Origin of the sequence: Streptomyces sp. NBC_00335 (assembly GCF_036127095.1) — a bacterium.
Taxonomy (GTDB): Bacteria; Actinomycetota; Actinomycetes; order Streptomycetales; family Streptomycetaceae; genus Streptomyces.
This window is the reverse complement of record NZ_CP108006.1, coordinates 4,160,095-4,179,765: the sequence shown is the minus strand read 5'-3', so window position 1 is coordinate 4,179,765 and position 19,671 is coordinate 4,160,095. Positions and strand designations below refer to the sequence as shown.

The 19,671-nt window shown below is 72.0% G+C and carries 16 protein-coding genes; 4 read left to right on the top strand and 12 right to left on the bottom strand.

The features are described 5' to 3' along the window. Positions 1-58: 58 nt before the first annotated feature. The 10 genes from OHA37_RS18730 to OHA37_RS18685 all read right to left on the bottom strand — a co-directional run bounded on the left by OHA37_RS18730 (position 59) and on the right by OHA37_RS18685 (position 12,347). The gene (locus OHA37_RS18730) at positions 59-1,036 is read right to left on the bottom strand and encodes an NAD(P)H-quinone oxidoreductase (protein WP_266906721.1); all 978 of its coding nucleotides are present in this window, start codon (positions 1,034-1,036) and stop codon (positions 59-61) included. A gap of 38 nt (positions 1,037-1,074) precedes the next feature. Next, the gene (locus OHA37_RS18725) at positions 1,075-2,175 is read right to left on the bottom strand and encodes a potassium channel family protein (RefSeq protein ID WP_266906719.1); all 1,101 of its coding nucleotides are present in this window, start codon (positions 2,173-2,175) and stop codon (positions 1,075-1,077) included. Continuing rightward, on the bottom strand, positions 2,163-3,503 hold the full coding sequence (locus tag OHA37_RS18720) for a molybdopterin molybdotransferase MoeA (RefSeq protein WP_266906717.1): 1,341 nt from the start codon (positions 3,501-3,503) through the stop codon (positions 2,163-2,165). Before OHA37_RS18720 ends, OHA37_RS18725 begins: the two co-directional genes overlap by 13 nt. Beyond that, positions 3,500-4,429 (bottom strand): NTP transferase domain-containing protein, encoded by a 930-nt coding sequence (locus OHA37_RS18715; protein ID WP_266906715.1) that lies wholly within the window; start codon positions 4,427-4,429, stop codon positions 3,500-3,502. Before OHA37_RS18715 ends, OHA37_RS18720 begins: the two co-directional genes overlap by 4 nt. A gap of 507 nt (positions 4,430-4,936) precedes the next feature. Further along, positions 4,937-5,476 (bottom strand): bacterial proteasome activator family protein, encoded by a 540-nt coding sequence (locus OHA37_RS18710; protein ID WP_266906713.1) that lies wholly within the window; start codon positions 5,474-5,476, stop codon positions 4,937-4,939. A gap of 107 nt (positions 5,477-5,583) precedes the next feature. Beyond that, positions 5,584-8,433 (bottom strand): FtsX-like permease family protein, encoded by a 2,850-nt coding sequence (locus OHA37_RS18705; RefSeq protein ID WP_266906711.1) that lies wholly within the window; start codon positions 8,431-8,433, stop codon positions 5,584-5,586. After that, positions 8,430-9,161 (bottom strand): ABC transporter ATP-binding protein, encoded by a 732-nt coding sequence (locus OHA37_RS18700; RefSeq protein ID WP_266906709.1) that lies wholly within the window; start codon positions 9,159-9,161, stop codon positions 8,430-8,432. Before OHA37_RS18700 ends, OHA37_RS18705 begins: the two co-directional genes overlap by 4 nt. Before the next feature lie 33 nt (positions 9,162-9,194). Beyond that, positions 9,195-9,857, bottom strand: coding sequence for a PadR family transcriptional regulator (locus OHA37_RS18695; RefSeq protein ID WP_266906707.1), 663 nt, complete (start codon positions 9,855-9,857; stop codon positions 9,195-9,197). Between the two features lie 142 nt (positions 9,858-9,999). Further along, positions 10,000-10,539 (bottom strand): hypothetical protein, encoded by a 540-nt coding sequence (locus OHA37_RS18690; protein ID WP_266906705.1) that lies wholly within the window; start codon positions 10,537-10,539, stop codon positions 10,000-10,002. Positions 10,540-10,643: 104 nt separating this feature from the next. Continuing rightward, positions 10,644-12,347 (bottom strand): protein kinase domain-containing protein, encoded by a 1,704-nt coding sequence (locus tag OHA37_RS18685; RefSeq protein WP_266906703.1) that lies wholly within the window; start codon positions 12,345-12,347, stop codon positions 10,644-10,646. 260 nt (positions 12,348-12,607) lie between these two features. Between OHA37_RS18685 and OHA37_RS18680 the strand changes: the two genes are divergently transcribed. Beyond that, positions 12,608-14,224, top strand: a complete 1,617-nt coding sequence (locus tag OHA37_RS18680) for a protein kinase domain-containing protein (RefSeq protein WP_266906701.1) — start codon at positions 12,608-12,610, stop codon at positions 14,222-14,224. 91 nt (positions 14,225-14,315) lie between these two features. Here OHA37_RS18680 and OHA37_RS18675 read toward each other — a convergent pair whose 3' ends face one another. Beyond that, a complete protein-coding gene (locus OHA37_RS18675) occupies positions 14,316-14,732 on the bottom strand; it encodes a pyridoxamine 5'-phosphate oxidase family protein (protein WP_266906699.1) in 417 nt (138 codons plus the stop codon). A gap of 166 nt (positions 14,733-14,898) precedes the next feature. Beyond that, entirely contained in the window at positions 14,899-15,561 is a 663-nt protein-coding gene (locus tag OHA37_RS18670) for a response regulator (protein ID WP_266906697.1), read from the bottom strand. Positions 15,562-15,885: 324 nt separating this feature from the next. On the opposite strand from OHA37_RS18670, the gene pdhA reads away from it, so the two are divergent. Genes pdhA through OHA37_RS18655 form a run of 3 tightly spaced genes read left to right on the top strand, consistent with a single transcriptional unit; the run spans position 15,886 to position 19,554 of the window. Beyond that, positions 15,886-17,091, top strand: a complete 1,206-nt coding sequence (pdhA, locus tag OHA37_RS18665; RefSeq protein ID WP_266906695.1) for a pyruvate dehydrogenase (acetyl-transferring) E1 component subunit alpha — start codon at positions 15,886-15,888, stop codon at positions 17,089-17,091. Positions 17,092-17,096: 5 nt separating this feature from the next. Continuing rightward, complete coding sequence (locus OHA37_RS18660) at positions 17,097-18,077, top strand: alpha-ketoacid dehydrogenase subunit beta (protein WP_266906693.1); 981 nt, start codon at positions 17,097-17,099, stop codon at positions 18,075-18,077. 13 nt (positions 18,078-18,090) lie between these two features. Continuing rightward, a complete protein-coding gene (locus tag OHA37_RS18655) occupies positions 18,091-19,554 on the top strand; it encodes a dihydrolipoamide acetyltransferase family protein (RefSeq protein ID WP_266906691.1) in 1,464 nt (487 codons plus the stop codon). The last annotated feature ends 117 nt before the right edge of the window (positions 19,555-19,671 follow it).

The window sequence follows — 19,671 nt, the reverse complement described above, 5'->3', positions numbered from 1 at the left end:
GGCGAAGGGCGGGTAGGGGACCCCGTCCCGCGCAGCGGCGCCCGCTGACCCGGTCGGCTCACGTGGTCAGCAGGAGTTTGCCTACGTGCGTGCTCGACTCCAGGACGCGGTGGGCCTCGGCTGCCTCCCGCATGGGGAAGGTGCCGTGCACCACCGGGTGGATGCGGCCCGTCGCGACCAGGGGCCATACGTGTTCCCGTACGGCCGCGACGATCGCCGCCTTTTCGTCCAGGGGGCGCGCGCGGAGCGTGGTGGCGGTGATCGCCGCACGCTTCGCCAGCAGGGCGGCCAGGTTGAGCTCCGCCTTGACTCCGCCCTGGAGCCCGATGATCGCGAGGCGGCCGTTCACCGCGAGGGCGTCCACGTTCCGGGTCAGGTACTTCGCGCCCATGATGTCCAGGATCACGTCCGCCCCGGCGCCGCCCGTGGCTGCCCGGATCTCCTCCACGAAGTCCTGCTCGCGGTAGTCGATCAGGATGTCGGCGCCCAGCTCGGCGCAGCGCGCCAGCTTCTCCTTGCCGCCCGCCGTGACCGCGACCCGCGCGCCCACGGCCTTCGCGAGCTGGATCGCCATCGTCCCGATGCCGCTCGATCCTCCGTGCACCAGCAGGGTTTCGCCCGGGCGCAGGCCGGCCACCATGAACACGTTCGACCAGACGGTGGAGACGACCTCCGGCAGGGCCGCCGCCGTCACCAGGTCCACGCCCGCCGGTACCGGCAGCAGCTGGCCCGCCGGGACGGCCACCCGCTGCGCGTACCCGCCGCCGGCGAGCAGCGCGCACACCTCGTCGCCGACCGACCAGCCGGACACCCCGGGCCCGATCGCGGAGATCCGCCCGGAGCATTCCAGGCCGGGATGGGGCGAGGCGCCGGGCGGAGGGTTGTAGAAACCCTGCCGCTGCAGGACGTCCGCGCGGTTCACGGCGCTCGCCGCGACCTCGACGATGACCTCGCCGTCGCCGGCCACCGGGTCGGGTGCTTCGGCCCACACCAGGGCCTCGGGGCCGCCGGGCTGTTCGATGGTGATCGCATACATGGCCCGGAGGCTACCGGTAGGGCCCGCCGGGTGGAGGGTTACTCCACCGAGCCCAGGACCACCGGAGGCGAACTCGGCGGGACCGCCCGGACGATGGAGATCACACGGTCCGTCAGCTGGAGGGGGCTCGCGTGCGGGTCGTCGTACGCGAGCAGGCGGTGGCCGCGCAGGACGCTGACGACCAGGTCGTCGGTGTCCCGGACCGATTTGCCGACCTCCTTGCGGTTCACCGGACGCTCGATCAGATCGAGCCCGCTGCCCTGCTGGATGAGGTCTTCCATCACCGTGCCCGCGCTCGGGCTGAGCACCGAGAGCCCGAGCAGGCGGCCCGCCGCGCTCGCGCTCGTGATGACCGCGTCCGCGCCGGACTGGCGCAGCAGCGGTGCGTTCTCCTCTTCCCGGACGGCCGCCACGATCTTCGCGCCGCGGTTGAGCTGGCGGGCGGTCAGGGTGACCAGCACGGCCGTATCGTCGCGCTGGGTCGCGATGACGATCTGACGGGCCTTCTGGATCTCGGCCCGCAGCAGGACTTCGGAGCGCGTGGCATCGCCGACGACGCCCGTGAACCCCTCCGCGTTGGCGATGTCGATCACCTTGGCGCTGGGGTCGACGATGACGACCTGTTCCTTGCTGAGGCCGGTGGCCAGCAGGGTCTGGAGGGCGGAACGGCCCTTCGTGCCGAAGCCGACGACGACCGTGTGCTCACGCAAGTTCTTCCTCCAGCGGCTGAGCCGCCACTCTTCCCTGGTCCGTTCGGTGAGGACTTCCAGGGTGGTGCCGACCAGGATGATCAGGAACAGCACCCGCAGCGGGGTGATCAGCAGGACGTTGACCAGCCGCGCGCTGTCGCTGTACGGGACGATGTCGCCGTAGCCGGTCGTCGACAGGGTGACGGTCGCGTAGTAGACGCAGTCGAGGAAGTCGACCTTGTTGTTGGCGTTGTCGTGATAGCCGTCGCGGTCGATCCACACGATCAGGACCGTCAGGGACATCACGAACAGCGCCATCAGCAGGCGCCGGGAGACCTGGCGGAGCGGCTTCTCGACGATGCGCTTGGGCAGTTTGATGCGGCGCGAGACGAGTTTCTCGTCGGCGCCGCGTGCCATCGCGTCGGATCCGTGAAGTTTCACGTGAAACATCCCCCTGAGGCCCACGGGAGATCGAGGATCTCCAACTCCTGTCCGGATCGCGCCCCGTTCGGGGGTACGACGGCCAGCGCGTCCGCGGCGGCCACGCCGCGCAGCATCGCAGGCCCGTTGTAGCGCAGCGGTACGGCATGGTCCTCGGTCAGCAGGACCGGTACGAGCCTGGTGTCGTGCGGGTGGCCCGGTACGTCGCCCTCCACGGGCACCACGTACCGGGGGCGCGGACGCCGTCCGGCGAGGGCGCGCAGCAGCGGTTCGGCGAGGGTGAGCAGCCCGGATACGGCGGCCAGCGGGTTGCCGGGCAGGCCCACCAGGTGGCGGCTGTCGGGGCCGTCGCCGAGGCGGGCCAGCAGCATCGGGTGCCCGGGGCGTACGGCCACCCCGTCGACGAGCAGTTCGGCGCCGGCCTTGGCGAGCACCGGGTGGACGTGGTCGACGGGGCCGGAGGCGGTGCCGCCGGTGGTGATGACCACGTCGGCCTCCGAGCCGGTGACGGCCGCCAGCAGTGCTTCGGCGCCCGCCGGGTCGTCGCCGAGCCGCCGGACGGCGATGACCTCGGCGCCGAGCCGGGTCAGCCAGGGGCCGAGCATGGGGCTCAGGGCGTCGCGGATGAGGCCGTCGTGCGGGGGCCCCTCGGTGAGCAGCTCGTCGCCGAGGACCAGGATCTCCACGCGGGGCCGGGGGCGGGTGGTGAGCTCGTCGTACCCGGCGGCCGCGGCGAGGCCGAGGACGGCCGGGGTCACCAGGGACCCGGCGGGCAGCAACAGGTCGCCGGAGCGGCATTCCTGGCCGCGCGGGCGGATGTCCTGGCCGGTGGCGACGGGCCGTTCGGCGTACAGCAGGGTGCCCGCCTCGCGGGAGTGCTCGCTGCGGATCACGGCGGTGGTGTCCGCGGGGATCCGCGCGCCGGTGGCGATCCGTACGGCCTCGCCGTCCGCGAGGGGCGCGGGGCGCTCGCTCCCGGCCAGTGCGCTCTCGCCGGGGCGGATGGTCCACGGGCCGGGCCCGGCGACGGCCCAGCCGTCCATCGCGGAGGTGTCGAAGGACGGCAGGTCGCCCAGGGCGTCGAGGGGCGCGGCCAGCACCTCGCCGAGGGCGGCCGGCAGGGGGACCCGGTGGGTGCGGCCGCGGACGGCCGAACCGGCGCGGGTCGCGGTCTCCCGGGCCCGGTGCCAGGGCGCGGCGCGGTGGCCGCCGGCGGTGGTGTCGGTGGCGGGGTCTGCGCCTGCGGTGCCTGCGGCGCCGGAGCGGGGGGCGCGGCTGACCAGCGCGAGGGCCTGGTCGAGGGCGCGGTCGGCGTCGGTGTCGGGGTCGGCGGTCATCCGGAACCGGTCGCTTCCGGGCCGGTCGCCTCGGGACCGGTGGCTGCGGGGCCGGTCGCTTCCGGGCCGGCGGCCTCGCCTTCCGCGGCCCAGCGCAGGGCCAGTTCGGCGGCCTTGCGGGAGGCCTCGGCCACGGCCTGCGCGGGGTCGGCGCCCGTGGCTTCGGCGTGGGCCGCCGCGTAGCCGACGAGGAAGGTCGTCAGCGGGGCGGCGGGCCGGGCGACGCCGTGCGCGGCGTCACGGGCGAGGTCGAGCAGGGTCTTGGTGTCGACGGCGACGTCGATGCCCAGCTCGTTCTTGACGGCGGTGATCCATTGCTCCAGCACGGTTCCATGCTCTCTGATTCGGGCGCGGGCGGCGGCGAGATCGTCCCAGGTGTCGCAGTCGAAGGAGGCGAGTGGGGCTGCCGCGGTGACCGGGGCGAGGTCGAGTTCTGCGGTGAGGGCGCGCAGGGGGAGATTGTTCACCGAGCCGTGCTCGGTGGCCAGTAGGGCGATTTCCCTGCGCAGGGGCTCGGCGCGGTACGCGGCGACCAGGGGCTGATCGCGGCCGTCCGGGTCCCGGAGCAGGGCACCGTCGCGGGTGCGGTGCTCGGGCGCGTCGAGGGCTCGCAGCAGGGAGTGCACCGTGTCCCGGTCCAGGAACGGCAGATCGGCGGAGAGTACGAGGACCAGCGGGGCGGTGGTGTGCCGCAGCCCGGCGTCCAGTGCGGCGAGGGGGCCGCCGCCCGGGGGGTCCTCCCGGGCCCACTGCACCGGCCTGGGCGTTTGCCTGCGGGCGGCTACGACGACGGTGGTGCGGGCGTCCGCGCAGGCGTCCAGGACGCGGTCGAGGAGGCGGCGGCCGCCGACTCGGAGGCCGGGTTTGTCGGCTCCGTCCAGTCGGCTTGCGGCGCCGCCGGCCAGGACGATGGCGTCGTAGGTCATTCCCCGAGTATGCGGGGGGTTGGGGCCGGATGGGCTGCGGCGTTTACCGGGTTCTTACCCGGTGCCGGGGTGGCGGCCGTGGGGTGTGCCGGTGCGCGGGGCGCAGCCGCCGCAGCAACCCTTGCCGCTGCGCGGGGCAGCAGTCCGCGCAGCGACCCTTGCCGCTGCGCGGGGCGAAGACCCCTACCCGCCCTTCCACCGTTCCCAGGGCTCTGCCCTGACCCGGTCCTCAAACGCCGGACGGGCTGGAATCGGGGTACCGGGCTGTGCCCGGACCCCCTGGGGCTCCGCCCCAGACCCCGCGCCTCAAACGCCGGCGGGGCTGGAAGGCACGCCGGACGGGCTGGGAAGGGGTATCGGGCTGCGCCCGGACCCGCCTGGGGCTCCGCCCCGGACCCCGCGTCTCAAGCGTTGGCGGGGCTGGAAGGCGTGCCGGGCGGGCTGGGAGCGTGGACATGGGTCCGGGGCCGCCTTGGGCGGCCCCGGAGGGGTGGGGCGGGGTGGGTTTTAGAGGTACGGGCCCGAGCGGATGGCGCCGTGGGGGCCGTCCTCGTCGTCCTCGTGGGAGGAGCCCGGCGGGAGGGCGCGGCGCATCTGTTCCAGCTGGGCCCGCGCCGCCATCTGCTGCGCGAACAGGGCCGTCTGGATGCCGTGGAACAGGCCTTCCAGCCATCCGACCAACTGGGCTTGGGCAATGCGCAGTTCCGCTTCGGAGGGGATGGCCTCTTCCGTGAAGGGAAGGGAGAGCCGCTCCAGTTCCTCGACCAGCTCGGGAGCCAGACCGTCTTCCAGCTCCTTCACCGACGCTGCGTGAATGTCCTTCAGACGGACCCGGCTGGCCTCGTCCAGAGGTGCGGCGCGTACCTCTTCCAGGAGTTGCTTGATCATGCTGCCGATCCGCATGACCTTGGCGGGCTGTTCGACCATCTCCGTCACCGGGACCTCGCGCGACTCGTCATCGGCGCCGCCGACCGGCATCCCGTCCTGCCCAACGATCAGGCCGGGCGGGGGGCTGTCCTGCGACCGTTCACTCCTCGGCATCTCCATGCCGTCATTCTCTCGCACACCTTCGTATTCACACGGTGTGCCCCCGCACGGGCGTGATCCACCCTGTGCGGGGGCACCAAGAGAGAGATCGAGCGGCGCCGGACCCGTCAGACCTCTCGGCGGGCCAGTGCTCCGCTCGAACGGGTGACCAGGGCCGCCAGCAGCGCCGCGCCCAGCGGGACGACGATCAGCAGCCCGCCCAGCGTGGTCCACGGCACCGAGATCGGGATGTACGGCACGGCCTCGGAGGCCGCCGAGTAGCCGCTCTCGATGCCCTCCCGGATCATGTCGGCCGCGGCCCGCCGTTCGGTGAGCCGGAGCCCGACCGCCGGCAGGATGCCGGCTGCCGAGCCGAGGACCACGCCCATCAGGGCGACCACCCCGCACTGGAAGCCGCTGAGCGTGCGCCGCACGCGCGGCGGTGCGCCGACCGCCGCCAGGGTCTTCAGGTCGCCCTCGGCGTCCGCCTGGGCCAGGCCGGTGGCGATGCCGGCCGCGCCGATGGTGACCAGGCCCGCGAAGATGGTCAGGACGAGCATGGCCAGGCTGTCGTCGCCCTCGTAGCCCTTCTCGATCCGTACGTTGGTGTCCAGGCCCAGCTTGTCGAGGGCCCCGTCGAGGCGCTGGCGCTGCTCGGAGCTCGCGTCCCCGTCGAGGGTGAAGTACGAGCCGAAGGGGACGGAGGTGATCCCGGCGCTCTTCGCGGCCGAGGGCGGCAGCACCAGTTCCAGGCCGTAGCCCTTCACCGATGCGGGTACCTGGTACGCGGCGAAGACCTTGTCCGTGCCGGGCGGCGGCTCATCGGGTGCGGAGCCCGGGGCGGGCTCGTCCCGGCCCATGACCAGCCGGACGGTGACCTTGTCCCCGAGCACGTTCTGCTTCTTGAAGGAGACGGCCTTGCCCGCCTTGAGCGCGGCCGCCGCGCCCGGGTCGTCGACGGCCATGACGGCCATCAGCTTCTCGTCGGCGACGACCAGGGAGTACTGGGTGCCGTTGCGGTCCTCCTGGCAGCGCCAGTCCGCGGCCAGCTTCTTCCGCTCGGCCAGGGGGAACGCACTCGGTCCCTCCTCGGTCGAGTAGAGGGGGCAGCGCTGCACCTTCGGGATGACGATCTGGGTCCGCCCGCACTCCGCGCTCTCTCCGTACGGGGAGCAGCCCGGCTTGCCGACGACGGGCCGCTCCACGTCGGCCCGTACGGCCACCGGGAGTTCCTTCGACAGCGTCTCGCGCATCGCGGGTACGTCCCGGAACGCGGTGTACTCGTTGGTCTCGATCACCCCGGTGCCGAAGGGCAGGCTGGCGACGTAGTCGTGCCGCGCCTGGATCTCCCGGCTGTGCTGGTACGTGGCCACGGCCACGGTGCCGGCGACGGCGGCCAGTACGGCGGCCACGGCCGGTGCCGTACGCCCCCGGTTGCGGACGGCGTCGCGCAGGGCGAGCCGGGGCGACAGCGGCAGCCACCGGCCGGCCCGGCCGAAGAGGCCGACCAGGGTGGGGGTGAGGGCGACGACGCCGAGCTCGGCGATGGCGCTGCCGCCCGCGACGACGGTCTCGCCCATCTTGGCGACGGAGCCGAACAGGGCGATGGCGGCCCCGCCGGCGATGGCGATCAGCCCGATGACGGGCAGCACCCGGTTGGCCCGGCGCACGCCGCGGCGGCCCGTGAGGGAGGCCAGCACGGTCTGCCGGGAGGCGTTGACGGCCGGCACGATGGCGGCCAGGAGACCGGTCAGGACGGCGAGGAGGCCGATGCCGAGCAGTTCCAGCGGGCGGACGTCGAAGCTGCCGAACCGTTCGCCGATCACGCCTTCCAGCACCGGGCGGAGCCCGATGGTGAGGGCGATGCCGAGGGCGGTGCCGGTGACGGCCGCCGCGGCGCCGATGACGAGGCCGCCGGAGAGCACGATGGCCCGGATGTGCCGCCGGTCACCGCCGTTGGCGCCGACCAGGCCGAGCTGGCGGCGCGAACGCCGGGCGCCGACCGCGAAGGCCGGTCCGGCCAGCAGGCAGATCTCCAGCATGGCGAGGCCCACGACGGTGGAGACGATGGCGAGTTCGGTGGTTCCGAGGCCGGCCTCGTACCGCCACGCGTCCCTGTTCTGCTCCGTGTAGAGCGGCACTTCGGAGTCGGCCGGCGGGTTCAGCAGCACGACGCGGGACTTGACGAGGAGGTGCTGCTTGGCGTTGGCCTCCTTGACCATGTTCCACGTGAAACCTTCGCCGCCGACCTTCACCAGGTACGAGTCCTGGGGCTCCAGCCCCGTGCCGCCGGCGGCCTTGCGGTCCCGGTCGAGCGGGGCCAGCAGGGTGCCGGGCTGGGCCAGGAGCTGCGGGGTGTTCAGGCCGGAGGGCAGCTCGTAGACGCCGACGATCTTGTACGTGGTGGTCGACTCGCGCGGGGTCACGCTGGAGCCGAGGAAGTACCCGGACTCCTCCAGGAAGGCGCCGGTGGCGAGGATCTCGCCGGCGGCCTTCGGCAGCCGGCCGCGCTCCAGCGTCCACAGGCCCTTGACCAGCGGGCTCGCCGGGTCCACCTCGCGGAGCTCGGCGTCCAGGATCCCGTGGCGGGTGCGGACCTTGGCGTAGGTGGTGCTGTCCTTGACGGACTGCGATCCGGCCGGGAGTTGCGGGGCGGCCATGCCCTCGTCGCGGCCGCTGGCGCTCGGTTCGTACTTGTCGTAGCCGCCGACCGGGGCGTAGTTCTCGCCGTCGGGGCTCTGGTAGAGGGCCGTGCCCATGTGAGTGGCGGTCACCAGGGCGTCGGCGGCGCCGAGCATCCGTCCGACGCGCTGCTCGGTGGAGAGCTCCGAGCTGCGGATGGTGAGGTCGACGGCGCTCACGCCGACGATCGGCAGGGCGATCATGGCCAGCACGAGGGCGCTGCGGCCCTTGGAGCGCCAGGCGTCGCGGCGGGCTATCCGGATCGCCGCGATCCAGGAGTGGTACCAGGAGATCACTGAGCGGCCGCCTGCCCGGAGAGGAGGGAGTCGGCCCGGCTGCGCAGGGTCTCGTCGACGACGCTGCCGTCGCGCAGGAACACCACGCGGTCGGCCCATGCGGCGAAGCGCGGCTCGTGGGTGACCAGGATTCCGGCCGCGCCGGCGTCGCAGCGCGAGCGCAGCAGGGCGAGTACGGATTCCCCGGTCTCGGAGTCCAGGGCGCCGGTCGGCTCGTCGGCGAGGACGAGGCGGCGGTCGCCGACCAGGGCGCGGGCGATGGCCACGCGCTGCTGCTGGCCGCCGGACATCTCGTCGGGGAAGCGGTCGGCGAGCTGGCCGAGGTTCATCTCCTCCAGGGCCGCGAGCGCGCTGACGCGGGCCTTGCGGGCGGAGACGCCGTCGAGTTCGAGGGGCAGGGAGACGTTCTCGGCGGCGGTGAGCGCCGGGATCAGGTTGTAGTCCTGGAAGACGTACCCGATGCTGCGGCGGCGCAGGGCGGCCAGCTGCTTGCGGCTCGCGGTGGTGATGTCGGTGCCCTCGACGATCACCTTGCCGCTGCTCGGGGTGTCGAGTCCGCCGGCGAGGGTCAGCAGCGTGGACTTGCCGGACCCGGAGGGGCCCATGACGGCGACGAGTTCGCCGGGGTACACGGAGAGGTCGATCCCGCGCAGGGCGTGCACCTCGGTGGCGCCGCTGCCGTGGATGCGGACGAGCTGGTCCAGCTGCAATACGGGCTGGTCGGGCATGAAGGGTTCCCCCCTGGGACGTTGAGCGGTGGTTCAGACCCGCCGCGTACGGGCGGTGCGGGAAAGAGACCGGTCGGTGGTCGTGGGTGTGGGTGTGGTCGGGACGGTGGTGCCCTCGGGCGGTTCGGCTTCGGCCGGTGCGCGCTCCCCGCGCGCGGACAGCCGTACGAGCCGGGACTCGCAGTGGTCGAGCCAGCGGGCCTCGGCCTCGGTCTGGAAGATCAGCTGTTCCAGGACCAGCAGCCAGGCGATGTCGTCGCGCTCGTTGCCGCGCCCGCTCTCGATGGCGGCGAGCGCCTGGGCCTTGAGCCGGGTGTAGTCCTGCATGGCCTGGACGGTGGCGTGCCGCTGGGCCTGGATGACGGCGCGGATGTCCACGCCGGGCGCGCCCACGGCCATGGCGAGCTTGATGGCGAGCTCGTCCCGGGGCGGGTTGGCCCGGTCGACGGGACGCTCGTACCACTCGCGCAGTTCGTGGCGCCCGGTCTCGGTGATGGCGTACAGGGTGTGCCCGGCGGTGTCCTCGCCGCCGGGGGCGACGAGGCCGTCGCGCTCCAGCCGGGCGAGCGTGGTGTACACCTGCCCGACGTTGAGAGGCCAGGTGGAACCGGTGCGGGACTCGAATTCGGTGCGCAGTTGGGAGCCGTACCGGGGGCCCCGTTCCAGCAGGGCGAGAAGGCCGTGGCGGATCGACATACTCAGTATGTATACCGAGTATGTATCCCTCCGCAACCATCCTGGGGCCTACATCGCAAGGGGGACCCGGGGTCGGGACCGGCGTCGGGGCGGGGCCGGGACCCGGGGCGGGGCGGGGTCAGGACCGATGGCGGGACCGGGGCTACATGCCCCGGCGCAGCCGCATTCCCATGAATCCGAGACCCAGCCCCATCAGGGCGAACCCCGTTCCGAGCGGCAGTATGTGCGCGGCCAGATCGGCGGCCCGCTCGTTCGGCTCGGTGCCGAGCGCGCCGATCACGGGGGGTGCGGAGGGGGCCGCGGGGACCGCCGGGAGCCGCTCGGTGCGCGGGTGCGCCGGGACGGGGCGCGCGGCGAGCACGGTCTCGGGATTGGCGGGCTCGCCCACCGGCCGCCCGGGCCGTTCCCGCCCGGACCCGGCGGAACTTCCGGCGAGGTCCTCGAAGACCCGGTCCGCAGAGTCGGCGTCGGTGGCGGCATCGGTAGCGGCATCGGTAGCGGCGGCGGGAGTGGTCGCGGCAGCCGGAGCGGCGGCGAAGACGTAAGCGGAGGCGAAGGGCAGCCCGGGGGAGAGGCCCGGGGCGGACCCGGAGGCCGCGGCGTGTCCGGGCGCCGTCATCAGCAGCGTGGCGGTCGCCAACGCTGCCCCGGCGGTCCAGCGCAGCGCGCGGGCGTAGGTCACGGACTCAGATTTACATAACCGGACAAAACCGGCATCCCGTACAGGCCGTTCGGGATGCCGGGCTTCTACGCCGCGCCTACTGCGGGCCGCCTACTACGGGTCGCCTACTCCGGGTCGCCCGTCGAGATCCACAGGGTGATGGTGGTCTTCGTCGGGTCGAACGCGATGTTGGGTTCGGGCTGCTGCTGGACGACGGTCCCCTCGCCGTAGATCGCCTCGTCCTTGGGCTTGGGGTCGTACTTCCAGCCGGCGGCCCGGATGCACGCCTTCACCGAGACCTGGTCGATGGTCCGGAAGTCCGGTGCCATCACCTTGGCCGGGTCCTGGTCCTTCGTCGCCTCCTTGCACCTCTTCTCATCGATCGTCCGCGAAGGGTCCGGACCCTTGTGCCCGGCCTTCGCCGGGGCGGACGCCGAAGTCGAGGAGCCCGGGTCCGTCGGCCCGGCCTTGTCCTTGTCGTCTCCGCCCAGGTCCAGCGCGGCGATCAGCCCGCCGATGGCCGCCAGCGCCAGCACGACGGACCCCACCAGGACGGGGATGTTCTTCTTCTTCCCGGAACCGGCGGCCGGCCCGTGGCCGCTCTGCCCGCCATGCCCGCCCTGCGGCGACATCGTGTACGGCGGCGGGGTCGGGACCCCGTACGGCGCCGGGGTCTGCGCCTGCTGGTGCAGCGGCTGCTGCTGCGGGTACCCGTACGCCCCGGACTGCGGCCCGGGGTGCGCCATCGGCTGCGGCGTCGGCGCGTACGCGGACGGCACCGGGGTGTGCGGCGCCTGGTACGGCTGCTGCACCGACGGCGGCGGTGCCTGCAGGGCGGAGTCCACCGGCGGGAACACGGCCGAGCCGAGCCCGGCGCCGCTGTTCGTCGGGTGCGCGCCCGGGACGATGGCCGGGGCTCCGGTGTGCCCGGCGCCCGCCACCCGCGCGACCTCGTCGAGCATGGCGGCGGCGGTGGGGAAACGCTCGTTCGGGTTCTTCCTCAGGGCCCGCGCCACCAGCGCGTCCATCGCCGGGGTGACCGAGCGGTTGATGGAGGAGGGCGCGACGGGCTCCTCCTGTACGTGGGCGTACGCCATGCCCAGCGCGGAGTCGGCGATGAAGGGGACCCGCCCGGTCAGCAGCTCGAAGAGCATGATGCCCACCGAGTACAGGTCGGAGCGGGCGTCCACGGCCCGCCCGAGCGCCTGCTCGGGGGAGAGGTACTGCGGGGTGCCGACGACCATGCCGGTCTGCGTCATCGAGGTGACCCCCGACTGCATGGCCCGCGCGATGCCGAAGTCCATCACCTTGACCACTCCGCGCCGCGTCATCATGACGTTGCCCGGCTTGATGTCGCGGTGGACCAGCCCCATCTCGTGGCTGCTCTCCAGAGCGGCCAGCACGTCGGCCGTCACCTTCAGCGCCTTGTCGGCCGGCATGGCCCCGTACTGCCTGATGTCGCCGTCCAGGACGGAGCCGAGCGGCTGCCCCTCGACGTACTCCATGACGATGTACGGCATGACACCGCCGTCGGCGATCGAGGGGTCCGCGAAGGAGACGACGCCCTCACCGGTGTCGAATACCGAGACGATGTTGGTGTGCGACAGTTTCGCTACAGCCTGGGCCTCGCGGCGGAAGCGTTCGCGGAAGGACTGCTCGCGCCCGAGCTCGCTGTGCAGGGTCTTGATGGCGACCTGGCGGTCGAGCGCGGTGTCGTAGGCGAGGTAAACGGAGGCCATGCCTCCCTCGCCCAGCAAGTCCCTTAGCTGGTAACGGCCACCGGCCAGAGAGCCGCCCGCGTACTGGCCCTGAGTGCCGTCCTGGCTCATGACTGTTGCTTCCCCTCGGGTGTGTCCCTACGCCTCTGGCTGAGCGCATGTCGGCCTCAGTCTGCCGGAGGGCAAGCACACGTCAAGCCGGGTTCCCGTTCCGTGACCACAAGGCCACAAGGGGTCCACAGGCGGTACGCGTCGTCGACCGCGGGCGTCGTCACCCGAACAATGACCGGTTGCGAGGCTGTAGCGTTCGTCGGAGCACACGATGAGGACTACCGCTGAGCGGCGGCCGAGACAGACGACGGTGAGGACTGATGGCACCCGAACCCGAGGGAAGCGGCGCCGGGATGGCAGAGGGTCCTGAGCACTGGGGCGCGGGCGGCCTGGTGGGTGACGGCCGTTACCGGCTGACCCACCGTCTGGGCCGGGGCGGCATGGCCGAGGTCTTCGCGGCCGAGGACGTCCGGCTGGGCCGGACCGTCGCCGTCAAGCTGCTGCGCCCGGACCTGGCCGAGGACCCGGTGTCCAAGGCCCGCTTCACGCGCGAGGCGCAGTCGGTCGCCGGCCTGAACCACCATGCCGTGGTCGCCGTGTACGACTCGGGCGAGGACCGGGTCGGCCCGAACGTCGTCCCCTACATCGTCATGGAACTGGTCGAGGGCCGCACCATCCGCGACCTGCTGATCAGCGCCGAGGCCCCGGGCCCCGACCAGGCGCTGATCATCACCTCCGGCGTGCTCGAAGCGCTCGCGTACTCGCACCAGCACGGCATCGTGCACCGTGACATCAAGCCCGCCAACGTGATCATCACGGACACCGGCGCGGTCAAGGTGATGGACTTCGGCATCGCGCGCGCCCTGCACGGCGCGCAGTCGACGATGACCCAGACCGGCATGGTCATGGGCACGCCGCAGTACCTCTCGCCCGAACAGGCCCTCGGCAAGGCCGTGGACCACCGCTCCGACCTGTACGCGACGGGCTGCCTGCTCTACGAACTCCTCTCGCTGCGTCCCCCGTTCACCGGGGAGACTCCGCTGTCGGTGGTCTACCAGCACGTGCAGGACGCGCCGATCCCGCCGTCGCAGCTGCCGGAGGGCGCCCACATCCCGCAGGAGCTCGACGGGCTCGTCATGCGCTCCCTCGCCAAGGACCCGGACGACCGGTTCCAGAGTGCCGAGGAGATGCGCGGGCTGGTCCAGTACGCCCTGCAGATGCTGCACGACCAGGGGCCCAACAGCGGCACCTGGAACACCGGCCCGGTCACCATGGCGCTGCCGCACGGCCGCGGCCCGGCGCAGACCACGGCGATGGCCACGCCCGGCCAGGGGCAGCCGCAGTACGGCTCGCACTCCAACACCTCGCAGTTCCAGCAGCCGATGGTGCCGCCGCTGAACCCGGACGACGGCTCCGCCTACCCCGGCGGGGGCGGCAACGGCCACGGCGGGAACGGCGGGTACAACGGGCCGGGCGGGTACAACGGGAACGGCGGGTACGACGACCGCCCCGGCGGCGGCAAGTGGAAGATGTGGCTGTTCGCGGTCCTCGCCATCCTCGCGGTCGCGGGTGGCGTGGCGTACGCCGTCGACAACCTCGGCGGCAAGAAGGACCCCGGCAACGGCGGGACCCCGTCGTCGAACTCCGTGTCCTCCCCGGCGGGTACGACGCAGGACACCCCGGAGCCGGACACCTCGACGTCCAAGTCGGCGCCGGAGAGCTCGTACACGCCGGGCCCGAGCCGCAGCAGGTCCTCCACGCCGAGCTACTCGTACTCGCCGTCGTACTCCCCGTCGTCGACGCCCACGCCGACGCCGACCCCCACGCCGACGCCCACGCCGACCCCGACGCCCACGCCGAGCCCGTCGAAGCCGACGTCGCCGTCGCCGACGCCGTCGAAGCCCGATGGCGACGGCAACCCGGCCGACGCAGAGTAGTCGTCCCGAGGTACGAGAACGGCCCGGCGGCCATGTCATCGACATGGCCGCCGGGCCGTTCCGCTTCGGGACCAAAGTCCCGGTGGGTCGCTCAGAGCGCGTGCTGGTACTGCCGGTCCATGGTGCCCGCGAAGGTGTGGACGGTGACCAGGTGCGGCTCGATGCGCATGTAGACGGGGTCGAAGACCGCGCCGTCCACGAAGTGCGGAGCGGGTCCGAACAGTTCCAGTTCGGCCGTGGTGGGTTCGACGAGGTTCGCCGTACCGGTGAACTGCACCGACCACAGCTCGGCCTCACCGGAATTGAAGTTGTCGGCCCCGTACGAGACCACGCTGCCGTTGCAGGCCTGGTGGTAGCCGAAACCGGAATGCATTCTCAGGACGACCTTGCCGTTCACCACGATGTGGCGCGCGATCGCGAGGAAGGGCAGCGCGCGCATGCTGGTGGCGGCTCGGCCGTACGGCACGCGGCGCAGCAGTTCGATGGCGTGAAGTTCCTCTGGGGACATGTCATCCACTGTCCGGTACCGACACCCTGCCGGAAAAGAGGATCCCGCCCCGCACATCGGGGACGTTGGTCCCGAATTAAACAGCGCGCCCCGTGGAAACGTGCGACCACGGGGCGTAACGCTGTGTAGCGAATGCGGGGAGCGATTGCAGGGAGGCCTGCGGAGGCTAGCGCCCCTTCTCGGCCTGCAGGCGGGCCACGTACGCGGCGGCCTGGGACCGGCGCTCCATGCCGAGCTTGGACAGCAGGCTGGAGACGTAGTTCTTGATGGTCTTCTCGGCCAGGTGCAGCCGCTCGCCGATGACGCGGTTCGTCAGGCCCTCGCCGATCAGGTCGAGGATCTTGCGTTCCTGCTCGGTGAGGTTCGACAGGCGGTCGTCGCCCTTGCCGTTCTTGCCGTCGCGCAGCCGCTCCAGCACCCGGGCCGTGGCGACGGGGTCCAGCAGGGACTTGCCGGCCGCCACGTCACGCACCGCGTTGAGGAGCTCGTTCCCGCGGATCGCCTTGAGCACGTAGCCCGAGGCACCGGCCATGATCGCGTCGAACAGCGCTTCGTCGTCCGCGAAGGAGGTGAGCATCAGGCACTTGATGTCCTCGTTCTGGGAGCGCACCTCGCGGCACACCTCCACGCCGCTGCCGTCGGGCAGCCGGACGTCGAGAACGGCCACGTCGGGGCGGGTGGCGGGGATCCGGACCAGCGCGTCGGCGGCCGTACCGGCCTCACCCACCACCTCGATGTCCGATTCCATCGACAACAGCTCGTGAACTCCCCGACGTACCACTTCGTGGTCGTCCAGGAGGAATACCTTGATTTTTCCGTTTTCGCGCACGAACTCAGTTTCACACACTCACCCCTTCCCTGCCGGGGACGGCCGGGATAACGTGCCGTTGTTCCGGCCCCCTGCAAGGCTGTGACCAGTGGTTGTTCCCGGTTCCGCCGATTTACTTGGAAATCCAAGCAAAATCGCAGGTCAAACGGGGTTTCGCAGATATGCGACGCACTGGGTAACGTGCATTGCGCAGGGCACTCGCCGGGGCACCTGTCACGCCTGAATCCCAGACCCGAAGCGCACCCACCCCGTGCGCGGGCAGAGATCAGGTGAGCCGCACTGGTCCCCGGAGAACCCGGGTGCCGGACCGACGGAGGAGCAATCGTGACCGTGGAGAGCACTGCCGCGCGCAAGCCGCGCCGCAGCGGCACCAAGCGGCCGGCCGGCGCGGCAAGCGCCGCCAAGCCCGCCGCTGCCACCGCGAAGACGCATGACGCCGAGCCCCAGCTCGTACAGCTGCTGACGCCCGAGGGGGTGCGCGTCGACGTCGCGGAGAATCCCGACGTCGCGGAGTTCGCGCCCTTCGTCGCCGACATCACCACCGATGACCTGCGCGGTCTGTACCGCGACATGGTCATGACCCGCCGTTTCGACGGGGAGGCGACCGCCCTCCAGCGTCAGGGCGAGCTGGGCCTGTGGGCCTCGCTGCTCGGCCAGGAGGCCGCCCAGATCGGCTCCGGCCGGGCCCTGCGCGACGACGACTACGTCTTCCCGACGTACCGCGAGCACGGTGTCGCCTGGTGCCGGGGGGTCGACCCGACCAACCTGCTCGGCATGTTCCGCGGTGTGAACCACGGTGGCTGGGACCCGACCACCAACAACTTCCACCTGTACACGATCGTCATCGGCTCCCAGACGCTGCACGCGACCGGGTACGCGATGGGCGTGGCCAAGGACGGCGCCGACTCGGCCGTCATCGCCTACTTCGGCGACGGCGCGTCCAGCCAGGGCGACGTGGCGGAGGCCTTCACCTTCTCGGCGGTCTACAACTCGCCCGTGGTGTTCTTCTGCCAGAACAACCAGTGGGCCATCTCCGAGCCCACCGAGCGCCAGATGCGCGTGCCGCTCTACCAGCGCGCCCAGGGCTTCGGCTTCCCGGGCGTCCGGGTGGACGGCAACGACGTACTGGCCTGCCTCGCGGTGACCCGCTGGGCGCTGGAGCGGGCCCGCCGGGGCGAGGGACCCACCCTGGTGGAGGCCTTCACGTACCGGATGGGTGCGCACACCACCTCCGACGACCCGACGAAGTACCGGCGCGACGAGGAGACGGCGGCCTGGGAGGCCAAGGACCCGATCCTGCGCCTGAAGGCCCACCTGCTGGCCACCGGAGGCGCCGACGAGGCGTACTTCGCGGAGCTGGAGGTGGAGAGCGAGGCACTCGGCAAGCGGGTGCGCGAGGTCGTCCGCTCCATGCCCGACCCCGACACGATGGCGATCTTCGAGAACGTCTACGCGGACGGGCACGCGCTCGTCGACGAGGAGCGCGCGCAGTTCGCCGCCTACCTCGCGTCCTTCGAAGGCGGGGAGTGACCGTCATGGCCGTACAGAAGCTCACCATCGCCAAGGCGCTCAACGACTCCCTGCGCAAGGCCCTGGAAGAGGACCCGAAGGTCCTGATCATGGGTGAGGACGTCGGCAAGCTCGGCGGCGTCTTCCGCATCACCGACGGACTCCAGAAGGACTTCGGCGAGGAGCGGGTCATCGACACCCCGCTCGCCGAGTCGGGCATCGTCGGCACCGCGATCGGCCTGGCCCTGCGCGGGTACCGGCCGGTCGTGGAGATCCAGTTCGACGGCTTCGTCTTCCCCGCGTACGACCAGATCGTCACGCAGCTCGCCAAGATGCACGCGCGCTCGCTCGGCAAGATCAAGATGCCGGTCGTCATCCGCATCCCCTACGCGGGCGGCATCGGCGCGGTCGAGCACCACTCGGAGTCCCCGGAGACGCTGTTCGCGCACGTCCCGGGCCTGAAGGTGGTCTCGCCGTCCAACGCCAGCGATGCCTACTGGATGCTCCAGCAGGCCATCCTCAGCGACGACCCGGTGATCTTCTTCGAGCCGAAGCGCCGCTACTGGGACAAGGGCGAGGTCGACGTCGAGGCCATCCCCGACGCGCTGCACGCCTCGCGGGTGGCCCGTGCGGGCACCGACATCACCCTCGCGGCCTACGGGCCCATGGTGAAGGTCTGCCTGGAGGCCGCCGCGGCGGCCGCCGAGGAGGGCAAGTCGGTGGAGGTCCTCGACCTGCGCTCGATGTCCCCGGTCGACTTCGACGGGATCCAGGCGTCGGTGGAGAAGACCCGCCGGCTCGTGGTGGTCCACGAGGCGCCGGTGTTCCTCGGTGTGGGTTCGGAGATCGCCGCTCGCATCACGGAGCGGTGCTTCTACCACCTGGAGGCGCCCGTGCTGCGCGTGGGCGGCTACCACGCCCCGTACCCGCCGGCCCGCCTGGAGGACGAGTACCTGCCGGGCCTGGACAGGGTGCTCGACGCAGTCGACCGCTCGCTGGCGTACTGAGGAGAGCCCTGCGATGACGATCCGCGAATTCAAGATGCCCGATGTGGGCGAGGGCCTCACCGAGGCCGAGATCCTCAAGTGGTACGTCCAGCCGGGTGACACCGTCACCGACGGCCAGGTCGTCTGCGAGGTGGAGACGGCGAAGGCGGCCGTCGAGCTGCCGATCCCCTTCGACGGGGTCGTGCACGCGCTCCTCTTCGAGGAGGGCGTCACCGTCGACGTCGGCCAGGTCATCATCTCGGTGCAGACCGGCTCCGGCGACGAGGCTCCGGCAGAGGCGGCAGCAGCGGCACCCGCTGTGGCCGCTCCGGTCGCCGCTCCGGTCGCCGCCGAGGCGGAGCCCGAGGCCCCCGCGGCCCGCCAGCCCGTTCTGGTCGGCTACGGAGTCTCCACCGCCTCTACGAAGCGCCGCCCGCGCAAGGCTGCGCCGCAGCCCGCGGTCGCCGCGCAGAACGGCACGGGCGTGGCCCAGGCGGCGGCTCCTGTGGCTCCGGCCGCTCCGGCCGCCCCCGTGGTGGTCCCCGCCCAGGGCGGCGCGGGCAAGGCACTGGCGAAGCCGCCGGTGCGCAAGCTCGCCAAGGACCTCGGCATCGACCTGGCGGCGGTGACCCCCACCGGCGACGGCGGGGTCGTGACCCGCGAGGACGTGCACGCCGCGGCCGCTGCGGCCATTGCCCCGCAGACGGTGGCCCCGGCGGTTCCGGTCGCCCCGGCGGCGCCGGTGGTGGCGGCTCAGGCGGCCCCCGTACAGGCTCCGGCCGAGGTGTCCGGCTCCGCCCGCGAGACCCGTATCCCGGTCAAGGGCGTCCGCAAGGTCACCGCCCAGGCCATGGTCGGCTCCGCCTTCACCGCGCCCCACGTCACCGAGTTCATCACCTTCGACGTGACCCGCACGATGAAGCTGGTGCAGGAGCTCAAGGAGGACCCGGACCTCGCTGGGCTCCGGATCAACCCGCTGCTCCTGATCGCCAAGGCCGTCCTCGTGGCGATCCGCCGCAACCCGGACGTGAACGCGTCCTGGGACGAGGCGGCCCAGGAGATCGTGCTCAAGCACTACGTCAACCTGGGCATCGCGGCGGCCACGCCCCGCGGGCTGATCGTCCCGAACATCAAGGACGCCCACGCCAAGACGCTCGGCGAGCTGTCGCAGGCCCTGTCCGGGCTGGTCGCCACGGCCCGCGAGGGCAAGACCTCCCCGGCCGACATGCAGCAGGGCACCATCACCATCACCAACGTCGGCGTCTTCGGCGTCGACACCGGTACGCCCATCCTGAACCCCGGCGAGTCCGCGATCCTCGCGGTCGGCGCGATCAAGCTCCAGCCGTGGGTCCACAAGGGCAAGGTCAAGGCCCGCCACGTCACCACCCTGGCGCTGTCCTTCGACCACCGCCTCATCGACGGCGAACTCGGCTCCCGCTTCCTCGCGGACATCGCCGCCGTCCTGGAGCACCCGCGCCGTCTGATCACCTGGTCCTGACGGCCCGGCGGACCGGCCCCCGGGTATTCCACCCGGGGGCCGGAATTCCGTACCAAACTGCCTCTGACGTGCAGAAACTCTTTGAAGACCGTCTCCGCCCGGTGTGATGATCGGGCC

Coding starts and splice junctions, on each gene's coding strand:
- OHA37_RS18660 (WP_266906693.1), top strand. CDS start 17,097: ATGGCCGTACAGAAGCTCACCATCGCCAAGGCGCTCAACGACTCCCTG.
- OHA37_RS18720 (WP_266906717.1), bottom strand. CDS start 3,503: ATGACCGCCGACCCCGACACCGACGCCGACCGCGCCCTCGACCAGGCC.
- OHA37_RS18715 (WP_266906715.1), bottom strand. CDS start 4,429: ATGACCTACGACGCCATCGTCCTGGCCGGCGGCGCCGCAAGCCGACTG.
- OHA37_RS18695 (WP_266906707.1), bottom strand. CDS start 9,857: ATGTCGATCCGCCACGGCCTTCTCGCCCTGCTGGAACGGGGCCCCCGG.
- OHA37_RS18730 (WP_266906721.1), bottom strand. CDS start 1,036: ATGTATGCGATCACCATCGAACAGCCCGGCGGCCCCGAGGCCCTGGTG.
- OHA37_RS18655 (WP_266906691.1), top strand. CDS start 18,091: ATGACGATCCGCGAATTCAAGATGCCCGATGTGGGCGAGGGCCTCACC.
- OHA37_RS18725 (WP_266906719.1), bottom strand. CDS start 2,175: ATGTTTCACGTGAAACTTCACGGATCCGACGCGATGGCACGCGGCGCC.
- OHA37_RS18680 (WP_266906701.1), top strand. CDS start 12,608: ATGGCACCCGAACCCGAGGGAAGCGGCGCCGGGATGGCAGAGGGTCCT.
- OHA37_RS18700 (WP_266906709.1), bottom strand. CDS start 9,161: ATGCCCGACCAGCCCGTATTGCAGCTGGACCAGCTCGTCCGCATCCAC.
- OHA37_RS18710 (WP_266906713.1), bottom strand. CDS start 5,476: ATGGAGATGCCGAGGAGTGAACGGTCGCAGGACAGCCCCCCGCCCGGC.
- OHA37_RS18675 (WP_266906699.1), bottom strand. CDS start 14,732: ATGTCCCCAGAGGAACTTCACGCCATCGAACTGCTGCGCCGCGTGCCG.
- OHA37_RS18685 (WP_266906703.1), bottom strand. CDS start 12,347: ATGAGCCAGGACGGCACTCAGGGCCAGTACGCGGGCGGCTCTCTGGCC.